This window comes from uncultured Brevundimonas sp. (assembly GCF_963974615.1).
Classification (GTDB): domain Bacteria; phylum Pseudomonadota; class Alphaproteobacteria; order Caulobacterales; family Caulobacteraceae; genus Brevundimonas.
In genome coordinates, this window is the sequence record NZ_CAXBDH010000003.1 from 43,457 (window position 1) to 70,057 (window position 26,601).

Annotated in this window: 29 protein-coding genes; 16 read left to right on the top strand and 13 right to left on the bottom strand. The window is 65.2% G+C overall.

The features are described from left to right. Positions 1-13: 13 nt before the first annotated feature. From AAC050_RS02530 to AAC050_RS02555, 6 genes are all read left to right on the top strand, one after another. On the top strand, positions 14-1,375 hold the full coding sequence (locus tag AAC050_RS02530; RefSeq protein ID WP_339913481.1) for a glutamate--cysteine ligase: 1,362 nt from the start codon (positions 14-16) through the stop codon (positions 1,373-1,375). 7 nt (positions 1,376-1,382) lie between these two features. After that, the gene (locus AAC050_RS02535; RefSeq protein ID WP_339913482.1) at positions 1,383-1,889 is read left to right on the top strand and encodes a hypothetical protein; all 507 of its coding nucleotides are present in this window, start codon (positions 1,383-1,385) and stop codon (positions 1,887-1,889) included. Positions 1,890-1,916: 27 nt separating this feature from the next. Continuing rightward, complete coding sequence (locus AAC050_RS02540; RefSeq protein WP_339913483.1) at positions 1,917-2,681, top strand: DUF72 domain-containing protein; 765 nt, start codon at positions 1,917-1,919, stop codon at positions 2,679-2,681. 489 nt (positions 2,682-3,170) lie between these two features. Further along, positions 3,171-4,229 carry an NAD(P)-dependent alcohol dehydrogenase gene (locus AAC050_RS02545; RefSeq protein ID WP_339913484.1) on the top strand — a complete coding sequence of 353 codons (1,059 nt, stop codon included), beginning with the start codon at positions 3,171-3,173 and terminating at the stop codon, positions 4,227-4,229. Between the two features lie 132 nt (positions 4,230-4,361). Beyond that, positions 4,362-5,087, top strand: a complete 726-nt coding sequence (gene phbB, locus AAC050_RS02550; protein WP_339913485.1) for an acetoacetyl-CoA reductase — start codon at positions 4,362-4,364, stop codon at positions 5,085-5,087. A 49-nt stretch (positions 5,088-5,136) separates the two neighbouring features. Further along, a complete protein-coding gene (locus AAC050_RS02555) occupies positions 5,137-5,922 on the top strand; it encodes a DUF4908 domain-containing protein (RefSeq protein ID WP_339913486.1) in 786 nt (261 codons plus the stop codon). Positions 5,923-5,924: 2 nt separating this feature from the next. Here the strand turns inward: AAC050_RS02555 and gloB are convergent, their stop codons facing one another. Next, complete coding sequence (gene gloB / locus AAC050_RS02560) at positions 5,925-6,653, bottom strand: hydroxyacylglutathione hydrolase (protein ID WP_339913487.1); 729 nt, start codon at positions 6,651-6,653, stop codon at positions 5,925-5,927. Between the two features lie 58 nt (positions 6,654-6,711). Here gloB and AAC050_RS02565 point away from each other — a divergent pair, with 58 nt between their 5' ends. Genes AAC050_RS02565 through AAC050_RS02585 form a run of 5 tightly spaced genes read left to right on the top strand, consistent with a single transcriptional unit; the run spans position 6,712 to position 11,396 of the window. Next, entirely contained in the window at positions 6,712-7,482 is a 771-nt protein-coding gene (locus AAC050_RS02565) for a methyltransferase domain-containing protein (protein ID WP_339913488.1), read from the top strand. 9 nt (positions 7,483-7,491) lie between these two features. Continuing rightward, the gene (locus AAC050_RS02570) at positions 7,492-7,998 is read left to right on the top strand and encodes a histidine phosphatase family protein (protein WP_339913489.1); all 507 of its coding nucleotides are present in this window, start codon (positions 7,492-7,494) and stop codon (positions 7,996-7,998) included. Continuing rightward, a complete protein-coding gene (locus AAC050_RS02575) occupies positions 7,995-8,354 on the top strand; it encodes a DUF952 domain-containing protein (RefSeq protein WP_339913490.1) in 360 nt (119 codons plus the stop codon). The genes AAC050_RS02570 and AAC050_RS02575 overlap by 4 nt, the downstream gene beginning before the upstream one ends. Continuing rightward, positions 8,354-9,403: a quinone-dependent dihydroorotate dehydrogenase gene (locus AAC050_RS02580; RefSeq protein WP_339913491.1), complete on the top strand. Its 1,050-nt coding sequence runs from the start codon at positions 8,354-8,356 to the stop codon at positions 9,401-9,403. The genes AAC050_RS02575 and AAC050_RS02580 overlap by 1 nt, the downstream gene beginning before the upstream one ends. Positions 9,404-9,455: 52 nt before the next feature. After that, a complete protein-coding gene (locus tag AAC050_RS02585) occupies positions 9,456-11,396 on the top strand; it encodes an ATP-binding protein (RefSeq protein WP_339913492.1) in 1,941 nt (646 codons plus the stop codon). 75 nt (positions 11,397-11,471) lie between these two features. Here AAC050_RS02585 and AAC050_RS02590 read toward each other — a convergent pair whose 3' ends face one another. Next, positions 11,472-11,957: a peroxiredoxin gene (locus AAC050_RS02590; RefSeq protein ID WP_339913493.1), complete on the bottom strand. Its 486-nt coding sequence runs from the start codon at positions 11,955-11,957 to the stop codon at positions 11,472-11,474. Between the two features lie 137 nt (positions 11,958-12,094). Here AAC050_RS02590 and AAC050_RS02595 point away from each other — a divergent pair, with 137 nt between their 5' ends. Further along, positions 12,095-12,664: a YqgE/AlgH family protein gene (locus AAC050_RS02595; protein WP_339913494.1), complete on the top strand. Its 570-nt coding sequence runs from the start codon at positions 12,095-12,097 to the stop codon at positions 12,662-12,664. Positions 12,665-12,799: 135 nt separating this feature from the next. On the opposite strand, the gene AAC050_RS02600 is transcribed toward AAC050_RS02595, so the two are convergent. From AAC050_RS02600 to coxB, 11 genes are all read right to left on the bottom strand, one after another. After that, positions 12,800-14,467, bottom strand: coding sequence for a bifunctional diguanylate cyclase/phosphodiesterase (locus AAC050_RS02600; RefSeq protein ID WP_339913495.1), 1,668 nt, complete (start codon positions 14,465-14,467; stop codon positions 12,800-12,802). Positions 14,468-14,486: 19 nt separating this feature from the next. Beyond that, positions 14,487-15,092 (bottom strand): GNAT family protein, encoded by a 606-nt coding sequence (locus tag AAC050_RS02605; RefSeq protein WP_339913496.1) that lies wholly within the window; start codon positions 15,090-15,092, stop codon positions 14,487-14,489. 24 nt (positions 15,093-15,116) lie between these two features. Then, positions 15,117-16,328: a pitrilysin family protein gene (locus tag AAC050_RS02610; protein WP_339913626.1), complete on the bottom strand. Its 1,212-nt coding sequence runs from the start codon at positions 16,326-16,328 to the stop codon at positions 15,117-15,119. A 58-nt stretch (positions 16,329-16,386) separates the two neighbouring features. After that, complete coding sequence (locus tag AAC050_RS02615) at positions 16,387-17,124, bottom strand: SURF1 family protein (protein WP_339913497.1); 738 nt, start codon at positions 17,122-17,124, stop codon at positions 16,387-16,389. Beyond that, positions 17,111-17,464: a DUF983 domain-containing protein gene (locus tag AAC050_RS02620; protein ID WP_339913627.1), complete on the bottom strand. Its 354-nt coding sequence runs from the start codon at positions 17,462-17,464 to the stop codon at positions 17,111-17,113. The genes AAC050_RS02615 and AAC050_RS02620 overlap by 14 nt, the downstream gene beginning before the upstream one ends. Positions 17,465-17,502: 38 nt before the next feature. Further along, positions 17,503-18,411 (bottom strand): cytochrome c oxidase subunit 3, encoded by a 909-nt coding sequence (locus tag AAC050_RS02625; protein WP_339913498.1) that lies wholly within the window; start codon positions 18,409-18,411, stop codon positions 17,503-17,505. 48 nt (positions 18,412-18,459) lie between these two features. Further along, the gene (locus AAC050_RS02630) at positions 18,460-19,020 is read right to left on the bottom strand and encodes a cytochrome c oxidase assembly protein (protein ID WP_339913499.1); all 561 of its coding nucleotides are present in this window, start codon (positions 19,018-19,020) and stop codon (positions 18,460-18,462) included. Continuing rightward, positions 19,017-19,187 (bottom strand): hypothetical protein, encoded by a 171-nt coding sequence (locus AAC050_RS02635; RefSeq protein ID WP_339913500.1) that lies wholly within the window; start codon positions 19,185-19,187, stop codon positions 19,017-19,019. Before AAC050_RS02635 ends, AAC050_RS02630 begins: the two co-directional genes overlap by 4 nt. Positions 19,188-19,190: 3 nt before the next feature. Continuing rightward, on the bottom strand, positions 19,191-20,156 hold the full coding sequence (locus tag AAC050_RS02640; RefSeq protein ID WP_339913501.1) for a heme o synthase: 966 nt from the start codon (positions 20,154-20,156) through the stop codon (positions 19,191-19,193). A 75-nt stretch (positions 20,157-20,231) separates the two neighbouring features. Next, a complete protein-coding gene (gene ctaD / locus AAC050_RS02645; RefSeq protein WP_339913502.1) occupies positions 20,232-21,896 on the bottom strand; it encodes a cytochrome c oxidase subunit I in 1,665 nt (554 codons plus the stop codon). 24 nt (positions 21,897-21,920) lie between these two features. After that, positions 21,921-22,820, bottom strand: coding sequence for a cytochrome c oxidase subunit II (coxB, locus tag AAC050_RS02650; RefSeq protein WP_339913503.1), 900 nt, complete (start codon positions 22,818-22,820; stop codon positions 21,921-21,923). A 287-nt stretch (positions 22,821-23,107) separates the two neighbouring features. Here coxB and AAC050_RS02655 point away from each other — a divergent pair, with 287 nt between their 5' ends. From AAC050_RS02655 to tldD, 4 genes are all read left to right on the top strand, one after another. Next, positions 23,108-23,479 (top strand): PadR family transcriptional regulator, encoded by a 372-nt coding sequence (locus AAC050_RS02655; RefSeq protein WP_339913504.1) that lies wholly within the window; start codon positions 23,108-23,110, stop codon positions 23,477-23,479. Then, complete coding sequence (locus tag AAC050_RS02660; protein WP_339913505.1) at positions 23,476-24,066, top strand: DUF1700 domain-containing protein; 591 nt, start codon at positions 23,476-23,478, stop codon at positions 24,064-24,066. Before AAC050_RS02655 ends, AAC050_RS02660 begins: the two co-directional genes overlap by 4 nt. Beyond that, a complete protein-coding gene (locus AAC050_RS02665; protein ID WP_339913506.1) occupies positions 24,063-24,830 on the top strand; it encodes a DUF2807 domain-containing protein in 768 nt (255 codons plus the stop codon). The genes AAC050_RS02660 and AAC050_RS02665 overlap by 4 nt, the downstream gene beginning before the upstream one ends. A gap of 118 nt (positions 24,831-24,948) precedes the next feature. Next, entirely contained in the window at positions 24,949-26,379 is a 1,431-nt protein-coding gene (gene tldD / locus AAC050_RS02670; RefSeq protein ID WP_339913507.1) for a metalloprotease TldD, read from the top strand. Positions 26,380-26,601 lie beyond the last annotated feature (222 nt).

A 26,601-nucleotide genomic window follows, 5' to 3' on the forward strand; every position in this document is an offset into this window, starting at 1 on the left:
CGGGGGATGCACAATGGTCGATCAGGAACCGCTCTCGTTCGCACAGCTGACGGCGGTCATGTCCGATGGGGCCAAGCCGAAGAGCCAGTGGCGCATCGGGGCCGAGCACGAGAAATTCGGCTTCGACCGCACGACGCTGCGTCGCCCGGCCTATGAGGGCGACAACGGTATCCGGGCCATGCTGGACGGCCTGACCCGCTTCGGCTGGAGCCCGGTCGAGGAAGCCGGTCATGTCATCGCCCTCGAACGGAAAAACAGCGAGGGCTTTTCGGCCTCAATCAGTCTGGAACCGGGTGGTCAGTTCGAACTGTCGGGCGCACCGCTGAAGGACATTCACGACATCTGCAACGAGACCGGCCAGCACCTGATGGAGGTGAAGATGGTCGCCGACGAGATCGGCCTCGGTTTCCTCGGGGCCGGGTTCGACCCGCTGTGGACCCGTGAGGACATCCCGGTCATGCCCAAGGGCCGCTACGAGATCATGCGCGCCTACATGCCCAAGAAGGGCGGACTGGGCCTCGACATGATGCTGCGCACCTGCACCATCCAGGCCAATCTGGACTTCGACTCCGAGGCCGACATGGTGGCCAAATTCCGCACCAGTCTGGCCCTGCAGCCGATCGCCACCGCCCTGTTCGCCTGTTCGCCCTTCACCGAGGGCAAGCCCAACGGTTTCCTGTCGGCACGGGCCAATGTCTGGACCGACACCGACCCCGACCGCACCGGCATGCTGGACTTCGTCTTCGCCGAGGGCTTCGGCTACGAGACCTATGCCAACTACGCCCTCGACACGCCGATGTATTTCGCCAAGCGCGGCGAGCGCTATGTCGACGCCTCGGGCCAGTCGTTCCGCGATTTCCTCGAAGGCAAGCTGCCCGCCCTGCCGGGCGAGCTGCCGACGCTGAAGGACTGGGGCGATCATCTGACCACCCTGTTCCCCGAGGTGCGGCTGAAATCCTATCTGGAGATGCGCGGGGCCGACGGCGGGCCGTGGAGCCGAATCTGCGGCCTGCCCGCCCTGTGGGCCGGCATCCTGTATGATGCGCCTTCGCTCGCCGCCGCCTGGGACCTGTGCAAGCACTGGGACATCGCCGACCACGAGCGCCTGCGCCGCGACGTCACCCGACTGGGTCTGAAAGCCGAGGTCGCCGGTCGTTCGGTACGCGACATCGCCGTCGATATGGTGGCCATCGCCCGCCAGGGCCTGAAGAACCGCGCCCGTTTCAGCGGCGGCATGGTCGACGAGCGCGGCTATCTGTCCGAGCTGGAAGACATCGCCGACAGCGGCATAACCCCGGCCGACCGGTTGCTGTCGCTCTACCATGGCGAATGGCAGGGTGACGTCACGCGGATGTACGCGGACTTCGCCTACTAGGACCGTCATGCCGACCGAGAACGAGCGCAAATACGTCCTCGACGATGCCGCTGCGGTGCTGGCGTTGTGGCCGCGCGCGGACTGGAGCGATATCCGTCAGGGCTATCTGCCCGGCGATGCCCGTATCCGGCGGCAGACCCGGGGCGAGCACCGGATCGACAGCTTCACCTACAAGATCACGGCGGCGGGACGTTTGGTCGAGATCGAGACGGCCCTCGAGGCGCGCGATTTCGACGACCTGTGGCCCCGGACCACGCGCCGGGTGCACAAGCTGCGCCATACGGTGACGGACCCGCACGGTCTGCGCTGGGACATCGACCTGCTGCTGGACAATGACGGGGCCTTCTACTGGGCCATGGCCGAGTGCGAGATGCCCGAGGCCATGGACGCCCCGCCCGACATTCTCGCGGCCCTCCGACCCCACGTCGTCTATGCGGTGCCGCATGAGCGCCAGGCCGAATTCAGCAATGTCCGCCTGTCCGACCCCGCCCATGCGGCGGCCCTGATATACTGAACCCGACCCGGACAGAAGAGGCGCGCCATGACCCACCCCATTCACATCGGCATCGGCGGCTGGACCTTTGAGCCGTGGCGCGGCGTCTTTTATCCGCCCGGTCTGGTGCAGAAGCGCGAGCTGGAGTTCGCGTCGCGGGCGCTGACGTCGATCGAGATCAACGGCACCTATTATTCGACCTTCAAGCCCGACAGCTGGATGAAATGGCGCGACGAAACGCCGGATGACTTCGTATTCGCGGTCAAGGCCAGCCGCTACTGCACCAACCGCAAGGTGCTGGCGGGTATGGGCGAGTCGATGGGGCGGTTCCTCGACCAGGGGCTGACGGCGCTGGGCGACAAGCTGGGGCCGGTCAACTGGCAGTTCATGGGCACCAAGAAGTTCGACCCCGAGGATTTCGAGTCCTTCCTGAAGCTGTTGCCGCAGGAGCAGGACGGGGTGCGACTGCGCCACGCTCTGGAGGTACGGCATCCCAGCTTCGACACGCAGCAATTCTATGATCTGGCGGCGAAATACGGGGCCGCCATCGTCTATGCCGTCGATGATGAGTCGCCCGACTGGCCGCGCATCGACCAGCCGACCGCCGACTTTACCTATGCCCGGCTGATGTCCAGCCGCGACGATGAGCCGACCGGCCTGACCGCGGCCGAGCTGGAGACCGTCGCCGTTCGGACCCGGACCTGGGCCGAACGCGGCGCGGTGTTCGCCTATTTCATCTCGGGGGCCAAGGTGCGCAATCCGGCGGCGGCACAGGCGCTGATCGCGAGGCTGGGATCGATTCCCGCAGACTGAACGACTGGATCCGGCGATGGCCCCGGACATCTGACGTCACCGGGCCATCGCTCAGATCGAACCGGGTGCGTCAGGGGAAAGGTCCCCCACCACACTTCTGATCAATGCAGGACCAGGTGCAGAGATCCTGCATGGCCTGATTACCCGGGTAGAGCCCAATGCAGCGAATGCGACATTGTTCGTGGCAGGTTTGATAGATGGCTGTCCCGGAGCTGGCCGGGGCTGCGGCTCCCATGGCCAAGGTCATGGCAGCCGCAGCAGCGAAGGCGGTGATCTTCATCAGTCCCTCCATTCATAGGCCCGGCCTTGAGGTCGAGCACACACACCCTAAGATAGTTGTGATAAAATATACAACTTGTTTGCGTTCACATCCCGGTGTTGCCGCAGTGCGGAATGGCGACGAGAGACCGATCTGTATGTCCTCCACCCCTTGCGATGACGGAGCCCGGTGCGCACCTGATCATCACACCCGAGACCAAGGACCCGCCCATGCCCATCGCCACCCGCGCCTTCGCCGCGACCGCCGCCCATACGCCGCTGTCGCCCTACAGTTTCGACCGGCGCGATCCCGGTCCGGACGATGTGGCCATCGACATCCAGTTCTGCGGCGTCTGCCATTCAGACCTGCACGTGGCCAACAACGACCTGGGCAATACCCGCTACCCGATCGTGCCGGGCCATGAGATCGCCGGCGTCGTTGCGGCGGTCGGATCGGATGTGACCCGTTTCAAGGTCGGCGACCGGGTCGGGGTCGGCTGTATGGTCGACAGCTGCCGCACCTGCGCCGCCTGCCAAGAGGGTGAGGAACAGTATTGCGTGCCGGGCATGACCCAGACCTATGGCTCGGCCGATCCCAAGGGGGCCGCCGTCGGCCAGGCCGTGACCCAGGGCGGCTATTCGGACCACATCACCGTCGACCAGAACTATGTGCTGTCGATCCCGGATTCGATCCCGCTGGACGCCGCCGCCCCGCTGCTGTGCGCCGGCATCACCACCTATTCGCCACTGAGGGAATGGAAGGTCGGCCCCGGCTCCAAGGTCGCGGTGATCGGCCTGGGCGGACTGGGGCATATGGCGGTCAAACAGGCTGCGGCCATGGGGGCCGAGGTCACCGTGCTGTCGACCTCGGACCGCAAGAAGGCCGATGCCGAGCGGATGGGGGCCAAACATTTCCTGATCAATTCCGACAAGGCTGCGATGAAGGCCGCCGGCGAGAAATTCGACCTGATCATCAATACGGTCTCGGCCACGCATGAGATCGCCAGCCACATCAACCTGCTGGCCCGCGACGGCACCATGGTCATGCTGGGCCTGTCGACCGAAGGCATGCCGGTCTACGCCCTGCCCCTGCTGTGGCGTCGCCGCCGCATCGCCGGTTCGCTGATCGGCGGCATCCGCGAGACCCAGGAGATGCTGGATTTCTGTGCCGAGCACGGCATCGCCTGCGAGGTCGAGGTCATCGCCCCTGACCGGATCAATGAGGCCTACACGCGGATGGAGAAGTCCGACGTCCGCTATCGCTTCGTGCTGGACATGGCGAAGCTCTAGCGGCTTCGTCCGTGCGCTTCGGTCCCGGCCGGAACGCACGGCACCGGGGTTCTCCCGCCCCCGGCAACCGTCTAGGATGACCCGGAACAAGGCCCCGCGTCAGACGGGGCCGTCAGGGACAAGGAAACGCACATGGCTCGAGTGGCTCTGGTCACGGGTGGCACCCGCGGTATCGGCAAGGCAATCGTTCAACGCCTGAAGGAAGACGGCATGGCCGTCGCCGCCGGTTTTTCCGGCAATGTCGAGGCGGCCGAGGCCACGGCGAAGGAATTGGGCGTCACCATCGTCAAGGGCAATGTCGGCTCGTTCGATGACTGCGCCCGGGCGGTGAAGGAAATCGAGGACCAGCTCGGCCCCATCGATGTCCTGGTCAACAATGCCGGCATCACTCGCGACGGCTTCTTTCACAAGATGAGCGCCGACCAGTGGTCCGACGTCATTCGCGTCAATATGGACAGTGTCTTCAACATGACGCGTCAGGTCATCGTCGGCATGCGGGACCGCGGCTTCGGTCGCATCGTCAACATCTCGTCGATCAACGGCCAGAAGGGTCAGATCGGCCAGACCAACTATTCCGCCGCCAAGGCCGGGATGATCGGCTTCACCAAGGCGCTGGCGCTTGAGAACGCCCGCAAGGGCGTGACGGTCAACTGTATCGCGCCCGGCTATATCGACACGGAAATGGTCGGAGCCATGGACGAGAAGGTGCTGGCCGGAATCATCGCCCAGATCCCCGTCGGAAGGCTCGGAAAAGGCGAGGAAATCGCCGACATGGTGTCCTGGCTGTCGGGTGAGCGTGCCGGATATGTCACAGGCTGCACCCTGTCACTGAACGGCGGTCAGTATCTGGTGGGCTGACACTGGTCCTGCCTAAAATCCGCCGGGGTGCGGGCCCAGGATCGGGTCCATGATATTCACGGTTCCGGCCAGAGCGGTATCAATACCGACCCTGACCACGATGGCGTTCGCCGTCGTGGCTGCCGGACTGAGCCCGGCCACGACCGTTCAGGCCCAGGTGCGTGGCAATGCCCAGGCCGAACAGAGCCAGGCCCTGCGGGGCCGTGGGCCTACGGATATCCTGCCACCGGCCGGTCGCTATGTTTCGGAAGGCGGCGAGGCCTTCCTGCTGGACAGTTCCGGCCACAACGCCCTGCTGCGCTTCGAGCGGCGGGACGAGACCTGGGTCTTGCGTCCGACTCCGGCCCCGCGCGGCGACGTCGTCTATCGCAATGACGCCGGTGAACAGGTGCTGCGGGTGACGCCGGACGGCGGCATGACCGTATTCACGCCTGCGGCCCAGGGGGGATCACCGGTATCCTTCTCGGGACCCGGGCAGGGTCTGACTCCCCCGACCCTGGGGCCGGTACAGCTGTTCAGCCTGATGGCCCGGCGCAGCGGCATGATCAGCCAGGCGGTCGGCCGGACCGTCGTGATCAACCTGAGCGGCGAGCGCTCCGAGGCCCTGTGCGTGGAAGCCCTGATCGTGACCACGGACGCTGTGTTCCGGATCGCCCGTTCACCGTCCGCCCGTCAGTATCTGAGCCAGCTCAGAACGATCACCATTGTCGAGGGCGACCGTTCAACGGTCACCTATGCCGGTGGCCAGCTGACGGTGGTGGTCGATCCGGACGAAGGGCTGGCAGGACGGCCGTCATCGGCCCGGGTCATTCGCGCCCTGATGCCGCAAAACTGAGATCAGCCGCCGAAACTGTCCTTGGCGGCCCTCCGGGCCCCGAAATCATCAGCATCGACCGCGCGCAGGAACGGATTGAACGCCTTTTCCACGCCGATGGTCGTCGGCACCGTGGCCTCCCCACGCTCCCGCGCGGCGAAGACTGCGGCGGCATGGGCCTGCATCGCCGGTCGGTCATCCAGCGACAGGGCAAAACGGGCATTGGCGGCCGTATATTCATGGGCGCACCAGATCCGGGTCTCGTCCGGCCAGGCCGCGAGGCGCTGCAGGCTGGCCCACATCTGAGCGGCAGTTCCCTCGAACAGCCGGCCGCAGCCGAGGGCGAACAGCGTGTCTCCGACGAAGGCCATCGCGTCCGCCTCCGATCGGTAAACGATATGACCCAGTGTGTGGCCGGGTGTGGCCGTCACTGTCAGTATCGTCTCGCCCAGAGAGACCTGATCGCCGTCGCTGACGGTCCGGTCCAGGGGCGCGATCCTCAAGACCTCGGCCGGGCCGACGATTTCGCAGCCCGTCGCGGCTTTCAACGCCGCGTTTCCGCCAGCATGATCCGGGTGCCAATGGGTATTGAGGATCAGGTCCAGCCGGTTCCAGCCAAGGCGTTTCAACTCGGCCTGAATGGCATCGGCATCGGGCGTGTCGATCGTCGCCACCACTCCGCTGGCCTCGTCGCGCACCAGCAGGCCGTAGTTGTCGTTGAGACAGGGAAATTGATGAACGCTGAGGGTCATGCACGCATTCTAGCAGCGACGGGTCGCCCCAGCCTAGTCGGCCACCTATAGTCCGGTCATGCGCTACAGCATCGAAGACATTCGCGCCTTCTACAGCGATCCCGCCGGGAACCTGGTGCGACGCCTTCTCGCCCGACGAATCGAGCACGCCTGGGGCGAGGCAGCGAACTGTGACGTCCTGGGATTCGGCTATGCGACGCCCTGGCTGGACACCTTCGTCGGGGCGCGCCGGGTGATCGCCGCCATGCCGGGGGGGCAGGGAGCCGAGCAATGGCCCTCGGTGGGCCGGAACCGGTCCCTGCTGGTCGATGACCGACAGCTGCCCTTCGCCGCCGGAACCTTTGATCGCATCCTTCTGGTACACGCCCTGGAAGAGGCTGACGATGCCCGCGCCATGCTGGCCGAAGCGGTGCGGGTTATGGCCCCGGCGGGGCGGGTCATCCTGGTCGCGGCGGCACGGGGCGGCCTGTGGTCGCGCGCGGAATCCTCACCGTTCGGACATGGTCGGCCCTTCACCCGGGGCCAGCTCGAACGACTGGTTCAGGAAGCCGGACTGGAACCGACCGCCTGGTCCCAAACCCTCTATATGCCACCATGGAAGCCGCTGCTGCCGTTCGCCGAAGGCTTCGAGCAGGTCGGACGTCGGCTGGTGCCGGGGGCGGCAGGCGTGATCCTGCTGGAAGCGACACGGAAGGCCTATGCACAGGTCCGGACCAATGGTCAGACCCGGTTGGTGCAAGAGCGGACGCCGGCTCTTGCACCGCAGCCTGCCACCCGAACGCCAAGATCTGCACTGGGTGATCTGGATGGAACGGCCGAACGGTCCTAAAGGGCGCTGATGCACCGATTGATCCTGATGCGCCATGCAAGGGCCGAACCCTCCGCAGGCTCGGGCCGCGACCGCGACCGCCCCCTGTCGGCCGCCGGGCGTGCCGAGGCGGCTGGCGTGGGACGAATTCTGGCCGCGCGCGGTCTCAGACCTGATCGGGCCCTGATCTCGTCCGCCCTGCGCACGAGCGAAACCTGGGATCTGATTCACGACGCGCTGGGCGATGTCGAAGTCCGGCACGAGACCGCATTATACAATGCCGGATCGGATATTCTGCGGCGCTTCGTCGAGGCGTCCGAAGATGAGGTCGGCTGTCTGCTGGTGCTGGCGCACAATCCGGGGATTCATGTACTGGCGGTCGAATATCTAATCGAGAGCGCCGCCTCACCGGCCATTCTGGAGCGGCTGAGTGGCGGATTCGAGCCCGGTTCCGTCGCCGTGTTCGCGGTCGATCCCGCCGGTCGCTGCGCGCTGGAGGGGTTGATCGACCCGCCGACCCGGGAACCGGCCGAATGAGCGCCCCGCCCACGATCGCCTTCAAGCTGATCGACCGGGACGAATGGTCCGGGGCCCTGGCCGAGGGGCGGTACCACGGCTCCGCGGTCGATCTCGCCGACGGCTATATCCATATGTCGAGTGCGGAGCAGCTGGCCGAAACAGCGCGACGGCACTATGCGGGTCGGCGCGACCTGGTGTTGCTGACGGTAGAGCTGGAAGCCCTGGACGAGGCCCTGGTGTGGGAAGCCTCCCGGGGAGGCGACCTGTTTCCCCATCTGTACGGTTCCCTCCCGATCGGGACCGTGAGCCGGGCGCGTGATCTGATCGTGGATGATGACGGAGCCCTGTATTTCGACGACGGCGGGACGGTCTGATGGGGGGCTTCGATCCCGGCACCTGGGCCCTGCGTCGGCTCGATCCGGAGGTGGCCCACCGGCTGGCGATCCTTGGCCTGACGCACGTCCCCCTGCCCGTGCCGCCTGCCGACGACCCCATCCTGAGAACGACCGTCGCCGGTCTCGACCTGCCCAACCCGATCGGGCTGGCCGCCGGTCTCGACAAGAATGCAGAGGCGCTGCGGGGCCTGTCGCGACTCGGGTTCGGCTTCGTCGAATGCGGCTCGGTGACTCCCCGCCCCCAGCCCGGCAACCCCAAACCGCGCCTGTTTCGTCTGGCTGAAGACCGGGCCATCATCAATCGAATGGGCTTCAACAATGCGGGGCTGGAAGCGTTCGCCGCTCGCCTTGCTGTTCGACCGGCCAACGCCGTGGTCGGGGCCAATCTGGGAGCCAACAAGGACAGCGAGGACAAGGCGGCCGACTATGTCGCCGGACTGAAGCGGCTGGCCGGACTGGCCGATTATTTCACCATCAACATCTCGTCGCCGAACACGCCGGGCCTGCGGGCCCTTCAGGGCCGCGACGCACTCGACGATCTGCTTGGCCGGGTCGCCGAAGCCCGGGCACCGGGCGGCGGGCCGGTGTTCCTGAAAATCGCGCCGGACCTGACCGCAGCCGAGATCGCCATGATCGTCGACGCGAGCCTGACCAACAGGATCGACGGCCTGATCGTGTCCAACACCACGCTGGAGCGTCCTGAAACCCTGAAATCGAGCTGGCGTTCACAGGCCGGAGGGCTGTCGGGTGCGCCCCTGAAAACCGGGGCCATAGTCGCGCTCAAGGCAGCGGCCGAGGCCGCCGCCGGGCGGTTACCCCTGATCGCCGTGGGCGGTATCGACTCCGGAGCCGAGGCCTATGCCCGAATTCGAGCCGGGGCCTGTGCCGTGCAGGTCTATTCCGCCTTGATATACGAGGGTCCGGGCCTGGTCGGCCGGATCAAACGCGACCTGGCCGGACGGCTTCGAGCGGATGGTTTTCCCACCCTTTCAGACGCGATTTCAGCGGGGCCGTTGACGTCACGTTAGGGCGATGGGGGCATCATGCGGGGACGGGCGAGCATGTCCGCCGAGGAGTCCCATGCCAGAAGCCTACGCCGACACATCGGTTGATTGGGTGGAAGCCATCCGCCAGCGCCGCAAGGCGCTGTTGCAGAGGCTCGGCATGGGCAGCGCCAGCGCCCTGGTGTTCGGTCCCGTGGTCGGCTGGGAGTTCGCCGCCTTATGGGTGATCGGGTATTTCCTGATCCAGCTTCTCGATCTGTGGGTCTTTGAACCGATCAACAGCGGCCGGATGACCCGGTTAAACGGGTTTCACCTCGTCGCCGGGGGGGGAGTACTGTTTCTTAATGCCGCCTATTTCGGCAGCCTTTCGGTGGCGCTCTGGTTGATGGGCGGCGTGATGGGCGGCGTCTGCGCCGGCATGTTGCTGACGGCCGGTGCCATCTACAGCGTCATAAATTCACCGCGCTCCAAGGTCGTTCTGGGCCTGACGATCGCACCGCACCTTATGTATCTGGTGGCAACGCCATTCTTCATGGCCAGCTACGGCGCATCCGTGGCCTTCACGACTGCAGCCACAGTCTCCGTAGGTGTGTTCGCCACCTACTGTTTCTCCACCTGGCAACGCATGAACGCGGCGCGAACGGCGGAAACCCAGGCGCGCATTGAGGCCAACACAAAGTGCATTGAGGCGGAGCGCATCATGGCGGGCCGCGAAGCCTTCCTGTCGGCCATCGGTCACGACCTGCGCACACCGATCAGCGCCATTCTCACGGGGGCCAGCGAGCTGGAACGCGGAGCCGTCGACGGAAACGGCCGGTCCCAGGCCCGGCTTATCATCGACGCCGGGGTGATGATGCAGGCCCTGCTGGACGATCTGCTTGATCACGCCAAGCTCAATGCCGGGCATATGACCGTCGAGATCAGCGACTTCAATCTTCGCGCCTTGCTGTCCCAGACCGTACTTCTGTGGCGAGGCTCCGCCCGTGCCAAAGGGCTGAAGCTGCGGATCGAAGGCGCAGCAACCATGCCCACGATGGTGCGCGGTGATCCCATGCGACTGCGCCAGGTTCTGAACAACCTGATCTCAAATGCAATGAAGTTCACGGATGAGGGGGCGATTACCCTGAAATTCAGTGGCTGGGACGATGAAGTGTCCAGCCACGCCCTCCTGATCGAGGTCAGCGATACCGGTCCGGGCATGACGCGGGAACAGGTGCGACGCTTGTTCACACCCTTTGACCAGATCTCCACCGGCATCGTCAGTCGCCACGGCGGCACGGGTCTGGGTCTGGCGATCAGCCGCCAACTGGCTGAATTGATGGGCGGTCAGTTGACAGCACGCAGCGCCCCCGGCCAGGGAGCCAAATTCACCCTGTCGCTAAACCTCGGCGCAAGCACGGTGAAGCCGACCCCGACGATCATGCTCGACCTTGACAGCCGTGAGGTGGTCGCCCGCACATTACGCCCGCAGCCGGTCCCGGCCCGGGTCGCCGCGCCCGCGCCCGAGCCCGCGCCCGAGCCCGCGCCCGCGCCCGAGCCCTCTAGCGAGTCGATTGTCACTCTCGAGCCTCAGGACGTTCCCGAGGACGGTGAGGATCGTCCCCTGCGTGTACTGGTGGTCGATGACCATGACATCAACCGACGGGCCATCCAGTTGATTCTTCAACCGCTCGGCTGTGAGACCGCCACCGCGGCCGACGGCCTGGTGGCGCTCAAGATCTGCGAAGCCTCCGCCTTCGACATCATCTTTATGGATATAAGAATGCCCGAGCTCGACGGTCGCGAAACGACCCGTCGTCTGCGCTCGGGGAACGGCCCCAATGCGGGGACTCCGGTCATCGCCGTCACGGCCGACACCTCACCGGACGACATCGCCGCCTGTATGGCGGCGGGTATGGACTATTTCGTGCCCAAACCAATCACGCCCGCCCTGTTGTTGAACGCGATCTCGCAAACCCTGGCCGCAGCGGCAGCTCAATCAGACACCGACAGCGGTAAAATGGTAGACGTGGCCTGACGCCGACCCCGGTCCTGCCGGTGAACCCCGGCAAACGGCACCGCCCCCGGAAAGGTGACGGTGCCGGTATCGGGTCTAGACCTGGGCCAGCAGGTGTTCTGCCGAAGACACCTTGAACTCGCCGCCCTGTTCGATGTTCAGCTGATCCACGACCCCGTCCTTGACCAGCATGGAATACCGCTGCGAGCGTTCACCCATGCCGAACCCCTTGGCGTCGAGCGCGAGGCCAACCGCGCGGGTGAAATCACCGTTGCCGTCCGCCAGCATGACAATGTCGTCTGAACCAATCCCCTGGCTGTCAGCCCAGGCCCCCATGACGAAGGCGTCATTCACCGAAATACAGGCGACGGTGTCGACGCCCTTGGCGGCCAGGTCGGCGCGATGATCCTTGAAGCCCGGCAGATGGCGGGCCGAACAGGTCGGCGTAAAGGCCCCCGGGACTGCGAACAGGGCCACGGTCTTGCCTTTGAACAGGGTGTCCGTGGTGATCGGCGCGGGCCCATCCGGAGTCATGGTGCTGAGGGTCGCCGAAGGAATGCGGTCGCCGATCTGGATGGTCATCGCGGGATTTCCTGAACTGTGGGTCAATGTGTCCTTCGTCAGATAGAGATGACCGGGTCCATCGCCAAGGGGACGTCTCCAGACTGTTCACGAGGCCTTGCCTTGCGCCGGACGTCGACGCTGCCGATGATAAGGATATGAACGACTTCGAATCCCTCGCCGGCCGGCTGCTGATCGCCATGCCCGGCATCGGCGATCCACGTTTCGAGCATGCGGTAATCCTGCTCTGCACCCACGAACCGGATCATGCGATGGGGCTGAGGCTGGATCACCCGGCTCCCGGAATCGATCTGAAAGCTGTTCTGGTAAAACTGGATGCCGCCGCTCCGGCAATGACCGAGGGCCTGCCGGTGCTGATCGGTGGCCCCGTCGAGCGTGAACGCGGCTTTGTGCTGCACACCGATGACTGGCTGACGCACGACGCCAGCCTGTCGTTTGGCCGGGGACTGGCCATGACGGGCACCAAGGAGGCCCTGGTGGCGATGACCGATCCGGTCGCCGGTCCGAAACGCTCCACCCTCCTGCTCGGCTATGCCGGATGGGGCGAGGGTCAACTGGAGGAGGAGCTCGGCGAAAACGTCTGGCTGACCGCCGAGGCCGAAGCCGATCTGATCTTCGATACCGACCACGAAACCAAATGGAGTCGGGCCCTGGCCGGTCTTGGTGTGGAGCCGGGACAGCTGTCCGGACAGTCCGGGCGCGCCTGAGCCCGCCCCGGAGCAATTCCGCCTAGGGCGAAATCGGTTGAGTTGGACGCAGTCCAGCTCGGCTCAGATTTCGCTCCAGTTTGAATCTGGACCATTTTTTGGATTCAGGTCGATTCGACCTGAAACAAAAATGGTCTAGGCTGATCGCGCCTTGATCGGTGCCATGCCGTCAGCCAGGGACTCGTTGAGATAGACCTCGGCTTCCTGGGCCGGCAGGGCGGGGGCATAACCGAACCCCTGGCCGTAGTGACACTGGGCTTCCAGCAACAGGTGGGCCAGTCCGGCGTTCTCGACCCCTTCGGCCACGACCTCCAGTGACAGATCCCGTCCCAGATTGACCACTGATTTGACGATCTTGGCCGAGCCTTCGTCCTTGTCCATGGTCAGAACGAAATACCGGTCAATCTTCAGCGTATCGAACGGCAATTTGGCCAGCCAGGTCAGCGATGAGAACCCGGTCCCGAAATCATCCAGCGCCAGTGAGGCTCCAGCCGCCTTCAGACGACTCAATACCTCGGCGGCCTGGGCCGTATCGCGCATGATGTCGCCTTCGGTGACCTCGAGCTTCAGCGCTCCCCTGGGCAGCCCGGACTCAGCGATGATGCGGGTCACGTCCTCAACCAGGTTGGCACGTTCGATTTCACCGACCGACAGATTGACGCTGCAGAACAATTTGCCCGCCCCCGGGTGTCGCTGAAGCCACTCGGCGAGCTGACGGGAGGCCCGGGTCATCATCAGCAGACCCAGCTCGTTCATCAGACCCATCTCTTCGGCCTGGGTCAGGAAGTCGTCCGGTGGGACCAGACCGCGCTTGGGGTGCCGCCAGCGGGCCAGGGCCTCAAAGCCGGCGACAGCCCCGGTGTTGAGATTCACAATGGGTTGATAGAAGGGCTCGATTTCGCCGCGCAGGAAGGCGTTCCGCAGATCAGCCTCCAGACCCAGACGTGACAGGCTGTCACTTTCCAACGCCCGACCGTAGGCAGCCCCGCCGCCGCGCCCGGCGGTCTTGGCCCGCTCGACGGCCAATTCGGCCCGCCGCAGCAGTTCAGCAACATCCGGCGCGTCGGGGCCCCCTTCGGCCGAAACCACACCGATCGCGACCGTCGGATAGATGTCGAAACCGGCGATCCGCAACGGCTGTTCGACGGCCTCGCGCAGCCGTGTGGAGGGGTTTCCTGCGCCACGCGGCAGCAGAACAGCGAACTCGTCCTCCCCGACACGGGCGAGGGAATCGTCCTGGGAGAAGGCTGCCGCCATGCGCGAGCCCACGGCCGCCAGAACCATGTCGGCCCGCTCGTGTCCCAAGGCCTCATTCAGACGACGCAAGCGATCCACGTCGGCCACGACCAGATCATAATCGCCCGGCCGGGTCAGGGTCTCGGCGGCACGGGTCAGGAAGGTTCGACGGTCCAGCAAACCGGTCAGAACATCCCGGTTGGTGCCGGCGAATTTCGTCTCGAGAGCGACAACCCCTGCCGCCCGCAAACCATCTTCAAGCCAGACTCCGCGCCACAGACAGATCTCGGCGTCGCGCATGCGCATGCGGATAGCGACTTCCGAGCCTTCCGCCTGGGGCTTCAGAACACGTTCGGCCAGGGCCCGGTCCTGGGGAACGGCCACAGCGGTGAAGGCCGCGCCTGAACATTCCGGGGCCAGGGGACCCAGACCCAGAGCCCGTGTGGCCCCGGTAAACCGCATCCGGTCCTCGGACGGCGTCCAGATCCAGAGCGCCGTATCTGCCGCGGCCAACGCCTCGATGGCAGTCGTCGCGTCCCAAGCCAGAGATCCAGACCGAGTATTCAAAACGTCTATATGGTCCTTGTCATGACAACGGGCGGGTATCGGAACGGTCGACTTCGTCATTCACGCAGCCGAACAGAAGATGATCTGCCCATACGCCGTTAATTTTAAGATAAGCCCGGGCCATACCCTCGTGAACAAAGCCCGCCTTTTCGAGAACCCGGCGGGAAGCGAGATTGTCGGGAACACAGGCCGCCTCGACCCGATGCAGGTTGAGCGGCCCGAAAGCAAAGGCAAGCATGGCCCGGGTCGCGGCGGTCCCGTAACCCTGTCCGGCAGCCCGTTCACCGATCCAGTAGCCCAGGGTCCCGACCTCGGCGACACCGCGACGGACGTTGGACAGGGTGATGGCCCCCAGCAAGGTGTCACCGTCGGCGTCAAAGATAAAAAACGGCCAGGCGTTACCCTGCTCCATTTCGCGCCCGTAGATCGCCATGCGCCGGCGAAAGGCGAGACGACTGAGGTCATCCTCCGGCCAGGCCGGCTCCCAGGGCTGCAGATAGGCGCGCGAGGCGTCGCGCAGGTTCGCCCAGGCAACGTAGTCGGTGTAGCGGGGCGGGCGCAGGATCACGCCCTCCCCCTCAACTACCGTTCCGGTAGACTCGGCCATCCAGTCGAACAGTGCCATGCCTGCAGACTAGCCCCAGTCGGCTCAGGCGAACAGGGCGTCGCGGAACACCGCTCCGGCCCGTGCGGCGGTGCGGGGGCCCAGCACCGCACTGGCGCAACGTCCGGGCCCGAGCAGCCCCTGTGCCACCGCGCGGACATCCTCCACGGTTCGGGCCAATACCCGGTCAGCCATGACCTGGGATGGGATCGGCGCACCAAAGATCAGGGTCTGGGCGGCCAGACGCCCGGCACGGCTGGCCGGGCTCTCGTCGGACATCCACAGTCCGGCGTTCAACACGGCCTTGGCACGGGACAGCTCGGCCGGAGTCGGCCCGGTCGCGGCCAGGGTGCGAATCTCGGCAGCGCAGACACCGGCCAGCTCCTCGGCCCGGTCTCCCGCCGCTCCAGCGTAGATGCCCATCACGCCGCCGGCCTCATAGGGCTCATGGTAGGCGTCGATGGCATAGGCGAGGCCCCGCTCTTCACGGGCGCTCTGGAACAGGCGCGAGGCCATGCCGCCGCCGAGGATCTCGGTCATCAGTCGCATGGCGGCATAGGCCGGGTCCGAAGCGCCGGGGGCCGGCAACTGAAAGACCAGATTGGCCTGTTCGATGCGCCGGGTCAGTTTCGCCTCACCGCCGGTGAAGATCGCGGGTGCGGGCGAATCGGCGGGTTCGGCCTTCACTTCACCGAACCAGCGCTCGGCCAGGGCCAGGAATTCGGCCTCATCAACGGCTCCGGACACAGTCACCACCATGCGGTCCGGCGAATAAAGGCGGGTGCGCCATTCCCCGATACTGGCACGGGTCACCGGAGCCAGACTGGCGATTGAACCGAGGATGGGACGTCCCAGCGGCTGGCCGGTGAAAGCCCGGGTCTGGGCCATTTCAAAGACATGGTCGTCCGGCGTGTCGAAGGCCTCGGCGATTTCCTGGGCCACCACGTCCTTCTCACGTTCGATTTCGACCGGATCGAGGGTGGGATTGAAAACCAGATCGGACAGGATTTGCATCGCGAGCGGCAGGGAGCCGTGCAGGGCCCGAATCTCGAAACTGGTGCGTTCATAGCCGGTCGAGGCGTTGATCGATCCACCCTCGGCCTCGATCCGCTCGACGATGTCCCGCGCCGTCATCTCGCCCGCGCCCTTAAAGACCAGATGTTCGAGAAGATGGGACCAGCCGGAACGGGTCTCGATCTCCCAGCCGGCTCCGCCGCGCACCGCCACGGTCAGGGCCAGGGTTCGCAAACCGGGCATGGGGTCACAGACGATGCGGACGCCGTTCGACAGGGTATGCAGGGTCGGGCTCAGACCGTTATCCTCCACGCATGCGCCGGCGCAGAAGCACGACGTAGAAGGCGATCAACGCCCCGGCCAGACCGAACCAGGTCAGGGCATAGCCCAGATGATTGTTGGCGAAGGCGACGGGCGGGGCGGAAGGCTGCAGCGTCGCCATGTCGGGATTGCTGGACGTCGTGGCGAACAGGGTTTCGGCCGAGACCAGGGTGCTGACTCCGAGCGCCGCGGCCATGGCCGCATTATCCCGGGCGTAGAAGCTGTTGCCTGAAGGCGGCAGGGCCATCAGCCCCGGTGCGGGGGCCGTCCGGACCACAGCTATAATCCTGACGGGACGCGAATCCCGGCCCACCGAAGGCCGGGCGGAGACCTCTGCGGACATGAAGCCACGATCCACCAGATAGACGCCGGGTGTCGGCTGGCCCGGTCCGGCCTCCACCGGGCAAGCCGAGATCAGACGCACGCCGGCCTCGCCGTCGCGAATCGACTGCAGCTCGACGAAGGGGGCCGTGGCCAGCCCGGGACAGTCGACGATCACCTGCCGGAACTGCCGGTCCGGGCCGGGCTCGATTTGCTGGATCGGCACCGGCGGCAAGCCGGCGGCCAGATCGGCCTGGGCGATCAGTCCCTGTTTCCACTGCAGGCGCTGCACCTGCCAGACTCCCAGGGCCAGCAACAGCACCAGGACCAGGCCGGACAAAACCGTCAGCCCCCAGGGGAAGCCCGGCGACGCGGCGCGGGAATCAGAAGTCGTCATTGTGAATCTGGGAGGCCCGGTTGCGCATCTGCAAGGCGACCATCACCCCCTTGGCCGGTCGCATGAGACCGAGGGCCAGAACGATGACCAGTGGCGGCCACAGGATCAGATGCAGCCACATGGGGGGATGATAGGCCAGCTCGGTAAACAGGGCCCCAAACACCACGGTACCGCCGGCGATCTGCATGACGAAGACCGCCGCCCCGTCGCCGGTGTTCAGCCGCGTGAAGTCAAAGCCGCAGACGGCGCAACGGTCGATGACCTTGAGGAAGCTGGTGAACAGCGGCCCCTGCCCGCAATTCGGGCAGCGGCAAAGAAGACCGGCGCGGACCGACTCGATCCGCGCCGGCGAATTATCCTGACCTGCCGGCCCTTCGATCACCCGAAGGTGACGTAGACAAAGGCAAACAGGAACAGCCAGACGACGTCAACGAAATGCCAGTACCAGGCGGCCGCCTCGAATCCGAAATGCTTCTGCGGCGTCATCTGGCCGGCCAGCAGGCGCAACAGGCAGACCGCCAGGAAGATGGTGCCGATCAGGACGTGGAAACCGTGGAAGCCGGTGGCCATAAAGAAGATCGAGCCGTAGAGGCCGGCATTGGCCGCTTCGGCGTTAAAGAAGAGGTTCTCGTGGATGATGTGGCCGTACTCATAGGCCTGAACGCCGGTGAACAGGATGCCGAGGGCCACGGTGATGAGCAGGCCGAGCTTGGCGGCGCTGCGGTCACCGACCTGAAGGGCATGGTGTGCCCAGGTCACCGTCGTGCCCGACAGTAGCAGGATCACGGTATTCAGCAGCGGCAGTTGCCAGGCATCGAGGGTTTCAACACCCTTGGGCGGCCACGTCGCCCAGTCCTTGGCCGTATCCGCCCAGTTGCCGATCTCCGGAATCTGGGTCCGTGATTCATTGAACACGGCCATGTCGAAGAACATCCAGAAGAAGGCCGCAAAGAACATGATCTCGGAGGCGATGAACAACATCATGCCGTAGCGCAGGCCGATCGAAACGACCGGCGTATGGTCACCACCGCGGCTTTCCTTGATGACGTCGGCCCACCAGCCAAAACTCGCAAGCAGCACGCCGGCGAAACCAGCGAAAAAGAGCGCGGCCTTGCCGTCGCTCAACAGGGCGGTTGCGACCGGACCGGCATCAGCCGGAGCGAGCCCCTTCATCCAGACTACGGCCCCGATCATCATGGTCGTGACGGCGATCGACGCCACCAGCGGCCAGGGGCTGGGGTTGACCAGGTGATAGTCGTGATGCGGTGCGGCGTGTGCGTCGGCCATGAAGGTCTCTTGAAACGTCGAGGGTCGATGTGTCGGCTATAGCGTCCGCTACCCGGCAACGCCAGTGGTAGAAGGCGAAGAGGGGTCGTTCGCGCCCTTGGTCGGGTAGAAGGTGTAGCTGAGCGTGATTTCGCGCACGCCGCGGCTCTCGTGATCGGTGGCGATCTCGGGCGCGACGAAATACTGCACCGGGAATTTTTTCGACTCACCGGGCGCGATCGTCTGGCTGTCGAAACAGAAGCACTGCAGCTTCTGGAAATAGGGTCCGGCGCGCTCGGGCACGACATTGTAGGCGGCGGTGGCGTGGATCGGCTGGTCCGAAGTGTTGGTCACATCGAAGAAGGCCATCCCGGTCTCGCCGATCCGAACCCGCTGGCTGACCTGTTCAGGACGGAAGGTCATCGGCAGGTCGCGCACATTGGTGTCAAAACGGATCAGCAGGGTCTGATCCAGTACCTTCGTCGGTGCCAGGTCGGCCCGGCTTACCGTGCCGTTGAACCCGGTAACCTGGCAGAACATCCGGTAGAGCGGCACAGCCGCAAAGGCCGCCCCGGTCATGGCCATCACCGTCAGAACACAAACGATGGCGATCAGGTTCTTCCCGCTCATTGCTGTGCCTCGGCCGCCGCGCCGGCCAACGCCGCGCGGGCGTCCATATTGCGCTTCAGGTTCAGCATGGTGACGGTGAAGATCAGCACGATAAAGGCCACCAGCGCACCGGCGATGGCCAGGTTGCGCTTGTTGCGGGCAGCGAGTTCCTCGGGCGTCAGGCGCATGGCTTACAGTCCCAGACCAGGCAGTTGCTCAACCAGAAGGGCCGCAAACAGGGCCATCAGATAGAGAATTGAAAAGGCAAACAGATTGCGGGCCGGTTTGGCCTCCGCGCGCACATCATACAATGCGGCTTCTCGCCCCACCGCCTCGGCCTTGTCCGGCTGATCGCCTGCACGGGAGCGCCACAGGCGGATCGCCAGCCCCAGGAAGCCGAGACCGCCGACGCCGGACACCACGAGATACAGCGTCCCGCCCAGACCCAGCAGGCCGGGAGCGATGGCCACCGGCACGAACACCAGGCTGTAGATCAGGATCTGCAGGCGGGTGGATTTGGCCCCGCGCGCCACCGGCATCATCGGGATCCCCGCCTTGGCGTAGTCTCCCGCTGAATACAGGGCCAGGGCCCAGCTGTGCGGCGGGGTCCACAGGAAGATGATCAGGAACAGCAGCCAGGCCTGCCACGGAGCCTGCCCCGTCGCCGCGGCCCAGCCGATCACCGGTGGGAAGGCCCCGGCGGCCCCGCCGATGACGATGTTCTGGGGCGTCCGGCGCTTCAGCAGCAGGGTGTAGAAGCCGGCATAATAGACGATGGTCATCAACAGCAGGCCGCCGGCCAGCCAGTTGGTGGTCATGCCCAGCAGCATGACCGAGAAGATCGACAGGATGACGCCGAAGCTCATGGCGTCGCTGCGACTGATCCGCCCGGCCGCGACCGGACGGCCGCGCGTGCGCCGCATCAGGGCGTCGGTCTGGCCTTCCAGGGCCATGTTCAGCGCGCCGGCCGCGCCTGCGCCCACGGCGATGCACAGGATGGCGATGGCGGCGAGAACCGGATCGAGGTCGCCGCCGGCCGCGACCAGTCCGGTGACGGCGGTAAACACCACCAGCGACATGACGCGCGGCTTCAGCAGCTGGAAGAAATCTTCCGGCTGGGCGGTCGAGACGGCGGGACTGGCACTACGGGTGGTCATGGTCAGGTCTTCAAAAGGCAAGGGCCGCCCTTCCGGTATCGAAAGAGCGGCCCCTGGGTCTGGTATCCGGTTGGATCAGTGCTCGTCCGACTTCACCACCGGCAGTTCGTTGAACTGGTGATGCGGCGGCGGCGAGGACAGGGTCCACTCCAGGGTGGTGGCCCCTTCGCCCCAGGGATTGGCCACGCCCGGACGACGACGGATCGCCGCTTCGGCCAGCATGATCAGGAACACGCCGACGCCGGCGATGGTGATCAGATAGCCGACCGACGACACCTGGTTCCACAGGGTGAAGGCCTCAGCATAGTCGACGATACGGCGCGGCATGCCCTGCAGACCGAGGAAATGCTGCGGGAAGAACACCAGGTTCACCCCGATAAACATGATCCAGAAATGCGCGGCCCCGAGAGCCTCGTTGTACTTCACGCCGAACATCTTTTCGAACCAGTAGTAGAAGCCCGCGAAGATGGCGAAGACGGCCCCGAGTGACAGCACATAGTGGAAGTGGGCCACGACGTAATAGGTGTCATGCAGGCTGTAATCGATGCCGGCATTGGCCAGGACCACCCCGGTGACACCACCGATGGTGAACAGGAAGATGAAGCCCATCGCCCACAGCATCGGCGTCTTGAAGCTGATGGAGCCGCCCCACATGGTGGCGATCCAGCTGAAGATCTTCACCCCTGTCGGCACCGCGATGATCATGGTCGCGGCGATGAAATAGGCGCGCAGGTTCACGCCCATGCCGACCGTGAACATATGGTGAGCCCAGACCAGGAAGCCGACGAAGCCGATGGCGACCATGGCATAGGCCATGGCGAGGTAACCGAAGATCGGCTTCTTCGAGAAGGTCGAGACGATGTGGCTGATGATGCCGAAGCCCGGCAGGATCAGGATGTAGACCTCCGGGTGACCGAAGAACCAGAACAGGTGCTGGAACATCACCGGATCACCGCCACCGGCGGGATCGAAGAAGCTGGTGCCGAAATTGCGGTCCGCCAGCAGCATGGTGATGGCCCCGGCCAGAACCGGCAGGGACAGCAGCAGCAGGAAGGCCGTGACCAGAACTGACCAGGCGAACAGCGGCATCCGGTGCAGGGTCATGCCCGGCGCACGCATGTTGAAGATGGTGGTGATGAAGTTGATGGCCCCCAGGATCGAGGACGCACCGGCGACGTGCAGCGAGAAGATCGCCAGGTCCATGGCCGGACCGGTATGGCCCGTGGTCGAGAGTGGCGGATAGATCGTCCAGCCGCCGCCGAAGCCCTTGCCCGGACCGCCGTCGACGAACATCGACAGGCACAGTAGCACCCAGGCCGCGACCAGCAGCCAGAACGAGACATTGTTCATGCGCGGGAAGGCCATGTCGGGCGCGCCGATCATGATCGGCACGAACCAGTTGCCGAAACCGCCGATCATCGCCGGCATGACCATGAAGAAGATCATGATCAGGGCGTGGGCGGTGACGGTGACGTTGTAGCCGTGCTTGGAGGCCTCGATGAGACCCAGCTGCTGGATAAGACCACCCTCGACGAACACCTGGATGCCCGGCTCGGCCAGTTCCCAGCGAATCAGGCCGGACAGGGCTCCACCGACCAGGCCCGCCATAATGGCGAACAACAGGTACAGGGTGCCGATGTCCTTGTGGTTGGTCGACAGGAACCAGCGGGTGAAGAAACCCGGCTTGTGATCATGGTCGTCGTGACCGTGAGTGTCGGGAGCGGAGATTGCGGTGGCCATGGTCTTTGGGGCTCTCGCGTAGCGTTACTGGGCGGCCGGCGCGGCGGGAGCCGGCGCAGCAGCGGAGGCGGCCGCCGGAGCGGTCGTGGCGGGTGCGGCGATCGTCGTCACGGCCGGTGTTGCCGCGGCCGGTGTCATGGAGCCGCCTTTGGAGGCGACCCAGGTCGCGAACTCGGCTTCGGTGACGACATTGATCTGGATCGGCATAAAGGCGTGGTCGACGCCACACAGTTCCGAACACTGGCCGTAGAAGGAGCCGGTACGCTCGGCCTTGAACCAGGTCTCATTGACCCGGCCGGGCACGGCGTCCGTCTTCAGGCCGAAGGCGGGCAGGCCGAAGGAGTGGATCACGTCGGCGGCGGTGACCAGCACACGCACGGTCTTGCCGACCGGGACGACCATGGGCTGATCAGCGGCGAGGCGGTAGAGCTGCGGGGGAGCCTCGCCCTCGGGCAACATGTTCGAGATGTACTCGGGCACGCCCTGATCGGGATATTCGTAGGCCCAGTTCCACTGGTTGCCGGTGACCTTAACCGTCAGGTCCGGGTCGGGCATGTCTTCATAGGCGAACAGCAGCCGGAAGGAGAACAGCGAGATGATCACCAGGATGAACACCGGCAGGACGGTCCAGATTATCTCGATCGCGGTGTTGTGGCTCCAGCGCGCGGGCACCGGATTGGACTTCTTGTTGTAGCGCACGACGATCCAGATGATCAGACCCAGCACCAGCAGGGTGATAAAGGTGATCACCGGCATCAGGATCACATTGTGAAACCAGATTGCTTCATGCTTCAGCGGTGACGCCGCCGGTTGCAGGTCGATACCGCCCGGCGTGGGCTGGCCCATACGATCCTGCGCCCAGGCCGGCGACGCGGCGAATACGGCCAGGGTCATGGAGGCGAATGCGCCTCCGACCAGGGTCATGAACGACCCTCTGGCTCGCGTGCCCTTCCCCATTCGAGACTTCCTCATCAATTCGCTCTGCAGCAGACTCCTGCGAGTAAATCGCAGGTGAAGGCCCGGACGGATCGTCCGTGACGGTTTCAAGGCCGGTCCATATCGGCTCACCTTCGACTTGCCAAGCGATTGACACGCCCATGACGCCGCACCGCCCAAACATCGGGACGATTAATTCGCTGTCATGTTTCACCAGCTACCTTGTGATACACACTACCTTGCGATAGACAATCGACATCGAAGGAGACACTGATGTGACTGAAACGATCGAAATACAGCTCAAAAAGGGGGTGCTCAGCCTGTGTGTGCTGGCCCTCCTCGCCCGGGCGGACAGCTACGCCTACGAGATCGCCAGCCGGCTCGCCGACGCCATCGATATGGGTGAAGGCACGATCTACCCGCTGATGCGCCGCATGCAGTCCGATGGACTGGTCGAGACCTATCTGGTCGAATCACCCAGCGGCCCGTCGCGGAAATACTATCGACTCACCCCTGCCGGCACCGACGCCCTGGCGGCCCAGAGCGACGAATGGCGCGCCTTCGTCCGGGCCGTTGACGACGTCCTTGCCGACACGACCCCGGCCACGGCCGGCCCCACCCCTACAGAGACCGGAGACGCCCAATGACCCGCGCCGATTTCATGGCCCGGCTGAAAAGCGGGCTGGTTGGCCTGCCGACCTCCACAGCCGCCGAAATTCTCAGCGACTATGACGCTCATTTCGATGACGGAATCGCTGCAGGCCGCAGCGAGGCTGAAGTGGCCGCCGCGCTCGGCGACCCCGAACGACTGGCCCGCGAGCTGAAGGCCGAGGCCGGAATCCGGCGCTGGCGACAGGAGAAGAATCCGTCCGCCGCCGCCGCCGCCGTGTTCGCGGTCCTGGGACTGGGGGCGGTGGACATAATCTTCCTTCTGCCCCTGCTGATGGGGATCATCGGCACCCTGTTCGGCCTGTTCGTCGCCGTCGTCGCCATGGTCGTTGCCGGTGGTGTGATCATGGTGGCCGGTCCGTTCGGCGGCTTCCCCGGCGGGACCATGGCCGCAATGCTCGCAGGCCTGGGGCTGATGGCCTGTGCGACGGCGATGGGGGCCCTGACGGCCATCGTCACCGTCTGGCTGGTCAACGGCCTCGTCTGGTTTGCCCGCCTGCACTACCGGCTGCTGAAGCCGGCGCTTGATCCGCAACCTGCCTATGTTCCGGGAGAATCGGCATGATCCGCACCCTTTTCATCATCGCCGGGGCTGCCCTGGTCCTGGCCATCGCCAGCCTGTCCGGCGCGGCCGGGCTGGTGGCCCGGGACATCGACCGCAACGGCGGCAGCTGGGTCATAAACGACGGGGACGATCAAATCCGCATCGAGACCGTCAGCGGCAAGCGCGCGCCCGACGTGTCCCGGACCCTGGCCTGGTCGGACGGCAACCGGCTGGACATCGATCTGCCCGCGACCGTGACCTACATCCAGGGCCCCGAAGCCGGCGTGGTCGTCACCGGATCGCAATCGATCGTCGATCGGGTCCGGGTCGAAAACGGCCGCCTTTATCTGGCCCGGGGGACCGACGAGATCACCCTGCACTGGTGGGCCGGCGGCCTGTCGGCCCGGAGCGACCGCGACAATCTGAAGATCGTCGTCACCGCCCCCTCTGTGACCCGCTTCGATCTTGCCGGTTCCCGGACCCTGACCATCCGGGACTATGACCAGCCGACACTGTTGATCGACATTTCCGGCAGCGGCGATGTCACCGCCACCGGCAAGACCACGACCCTGGACCTCGACATCGCCGGCTCCGGCGAGGCCGATCTTTCGGACCTGGTCACCACCGACGCCACCGTCGACATCTCGGGGTCCGGCGAGGCCCGGGTCGCGCCTACCGGCACGGCACGGCTGTCGATCGCCGGGTCGGGCGACATCACCCTGACCACCCGCCCGGCCAAGCTGGAGAGCAACGTCTCGGGCTCGGGCGACATCCACGAACGCTGACCCTGGTCAGCATCGCTGGAACGACAGCTGAGGCGGCGACCGGTTCCACGGTCGCCGCCTTTTCCGGATCATCAGACCGGCGATTAGACGAGAGCGGCGCCAGTCCCTACTTAGGGGCATGACCGTATCCGTTTCCCCGCCCCCCATTCTCGAGTCCGCCGGCGTCGCCACGGATGAAGCCCTGACCGTCCTGCAGGACGCCCTGCGCGGGGCCGACGACGGGGAACTGTTCCTGGAACGGTCCGAGAGCGAATCACTGGTGTTCGACGACGGTCGACTGAAGGCCGCCACCTATGATGCGACCGAAGGATTCGGCCTGAGAGTCGTGGCCGGGGAAACCGCCGGCTACGCCCACGCCAATGAAATCAGCGCCGCCGCGATCCGGCGCGCCGCCGACAGCGCGGCCCTGGCCAAGCACGGTCATGCCGGCACGGTCGCCGAGGGGCCGCGCGCGACCAATCAGAAACTCTATGGCGACCTCGACCCGCTGGCTTCGCCGGCCTTCTCCGACAAGATCGCCCTGCTCGGCGAAATCGACGCCTGGGCCCGGTCCCGGGATCCCCGCATCGTCCAGGTCTCCGCCTCACTCGTCGGCGAACGACGCGCGATCGAAATCCTGCGCGCCGACGGGCGACTGGTGCAGGACGTGCGACCGCTGGTCCGTCTCAATGTCTCGGTCACCGTGGAACGGAACGGCGTGCGGGAAAGCGCCTCATCCGGAGCCGGTGGCCGGGCCGGATTCGAGACCTGGATCGTTCCTGCCCATTGGCAGGGTCAGGTGGACGAGGCCCTGCGTCAGGCCCTGATCAATCTCGACGCCGTCGACTGCCCGGCAGGTGAGATGGATGTGGTGCTGGGGGCCGGCTGGCCCGGCGTGCTGCTGCACGAGGCCGTCGGCCACGGCTTCGAGGGTGACTTCCACCGCAAGGGTTCGTCCGTGTTCAGCGGCAAGATGGGTCAGCGCGTCGCCGCCCCGGGCGTGACCGTGGTCGACGACGGCTCCATCACCGGGCGTCGCGGGTCCCTGTCGGTCGACGACGAAGGCACCCCGACCTCGCGCACCGTACTGATCGAGGACGGCATCATGGTCGGTCTGATGCACGACCGGCTCAGTGCCCGCCAGCTGGGCCAGAACGCCACCGGCAACGGACGGCGCCAGTCGTTCGCCCATATGCCGATGCCGCGCATGACCAATACCTTCATGGAGGGCGGCACAGCCAAACAGGCCGACATGATCGCCTCGACGAAACGCGGCCTCTATGCCGCCAATTTCGGCGGCGGCCAGGTCGACATCACCAATGGCAAATTCGTCTTCCAGTGCACCGAGGCCTATCTGATCGAGGACGGGAAGATCACCGCCCCTGTGCGCGGTGCCACCCTGATCGGCGACGGGGCCACGGCCCTGACCAACATCACCATGATCGGGGACGACTTCGCCTTCGATCCCGGCGTCGGCGTCTGCGGCAAGGGCGGTCAGGGTGTCCCCGTCGGCATCGGCCAGCCCAGCCTCAAGATCGGCGGGCTGACCGTCGGCGGGACGGCGGTCTAGACACCAAGACCCGAGAGACGGACCCGACAAAACAACGGTGGGCAGAAATTCAATATCGCGGCCCGTCTATTGGCATTGTGTCGAAACATTGTTCGCCATTACTGTCAGGTAACATGACCGCTCTGTAATCATGTCACCGATTTAATCCACCTTTCTGCCTTGTAACTGGAAACCATCGCGACACGGCGTCACACCTCGCACTACAAACCGAGGGGACTTCTA

Excerpts from the sequence above, each read along its gene's own strand:
- AAC050_RS02530 (WP_339913481.1), top strand. The coding sequence starts at position 14 with ATGGTCGATCAGGAACCGCTCTCGTTCGCACAGCTGACGGCGGTCATG.
- AAC050_RS02535 (WP_339913482.1), top strand. The coding sequence starts at position 1,383 with ATGCCGACCGAGAACGAGCGCAAATACGTCCTCGACGATGCCGCTGCG.
- AAC050_RS02540 (WP_339913483.1), top strand. The coding sequence starts at position 1,917 with ATGACCCACCCCATTCACATCGGCATCGGCGGCTGGACCTTTGAGCCG.
- AAC050_RS02545 (WP_339913484.1), top strand. The coding sequence starts at position 3,171 with ATGCCCATCGCCACCCGCGCCTTCGCCGCGACCGCCGCCCATACGCCG.
- phbB (WP_339913485.1), top strand. The coding sequence starts at position 4,362 with ATGGCTCGAGTGGCTCTGGTCACGGGTGGCACCCGCGGTATCGGCAAG.
- AAC050_RS02555 (WP_339913486.1), top strand. The coding sequence starts at position 5,137 with ATGATATTCACGGTTCCGGCCAGAGCGGTATCAATACCGACCCTGACC.
- gloB (WP_339913487.1), bottom strand. The coding sequence starts at position 6,653 with ATGACCCTCAGCGTTCATCAATTTCCCTGTCTCAACGACAACTACGGC.
- AAC050_RS02565 (WP_339913488.1), top strand. The coding sequence starts at position 6,712 with ATGCGCTACAGCATCGAAGACATTCGCGCCTTCTACAGCGATCCCGCC.
- AAC050_RS02570 (WP_339913489.1), top strand. The coding sequence starts at position 7,492 with ATGCACCGATTGATCCTGATGCGCCATGCAAGGGCCGAACCCTCCGCA.
- AAC050_RS02575 (WP_339913490.1), top strand. The coding sequence starts at position 7,995 with ATGAGCGCCCCGCCCACGATCGCCTTCAAGCTGATCGACCGGGACGAA.
- AAC050_RS02580 (WP_339913491.1), top strand. The coding sequence starts at position 8,354 with ATGGGGGGCTTCGATCCCGGCACCTGGGCCCTGCGTCGGCTCGATCCG.
- AAC050_RS02585 (WP_339913492.1), top strand. The coding sequence starts at position 9,456 with ATGCCAGAAGCCTACGCCGACACATCGGTTGATTGGGTGGAAGCCATC.
- AAC050_RS02590 (WP_339913493.1), bottom strand. The coding sequence starts at position 11,957 with ATGACCATCCAGATCGGCGACCGCATTCCTTCGGCGACCCTCAGCACC.
- AAC050_RS02595 (WP_339913494.1), top strand. The coding sequence starts at position 12,095 with ATGAACGACTTCGAATCCCTCGCCGGCCGGCTGCTGATCGCCATGCCC.
- AAC050_RS02605 (WP_339913496.1), bottom strand. The coding sequence starts at position 15,092 with ATGGCACTGTTCGACTGGATGGCCGAGTCTACCGGAACGGTAGTTGAG.
- AAC050_RS02610 (WP_339913626.1), bottom strand. The coding sequence starts at position 16,328 with ATGCCCGGTTTGCGAACCCTGGCCCTGACCGTGGCGGTGCGCGGCGGA.
- AAC050_RS02615 (WP_339913497.1), bottom strand. The coding sequence starts at position 17,124 with ATGACGACTTCTGATTCCCGCGCCGCGTCGCCGGGCTTCCCCTGGGGG.
- AAC050_RS02625 (WP_339913498.1), bottom strand. The coding sequence starts at position 18,411 with ATGGCCGACGCACACGCCGCACCGCATCACGACTATCACCTGGTCAAC.
- AAC050_RS02630 (WP_339913499.1), bottom strand. The coding sequence starts at position 19,020 with ATGAGCGGGAAGAACCTGATCGCCATCGTTTGTGTTCTGACGGTGATG.
- AAC050_RS02635 (WP_339913500.1), bottom strand. The coding sequence starts at position 19,187 with ATGCGCCTGACGCCCGAGGAACTCGCTGCCCGCAACAAGCGCAACCTG.
- AAC050_RS02640 (WP_339913501.1), bottom strand. The coding sequence starts at position 20,156 with ATGACCACCCGTAGTGCCAGTCCCGCCGTCTCGACCGCCCAGCCGGAA.
- ctaD (WP_339913502.1), bottom strand. The coding sequence starts at position 21,896 with ATGGCCACCGCAATCTCCGCTCCCGACACTCACGGTCACGACGACCAT.
- coxB (WP_339913503.1), bottom strand. The coding sequence starts at position 22,820 with ATGACCCTGGTCGGAGGCGCATTCGCCTCCATGACCCTGGCCGTATTC.
- AAC050_RS02660 (WP_339913505.1), top strand. The coding sequence starts at position 23,476 with ATGACCCGCGCCGATTTCATGGCCCGGCTGAAAAGCGGGCTGGTTGGC.
- AAC050_RS02665 (WP_339913506.1), top strand. The coding sequence starts at position 24,063 with ATGATCCGCACCCTTTTCATCATCGCCGGGGCTGCCCTGGTCCTGGCC.
- tldD (WP_339913507.1), top strand. The coding sequence starts at position 24,949 with ATGACCGTATCCGTTTCCCCGCCCCCCATTCTCGAGTCCGCCGGCGTC.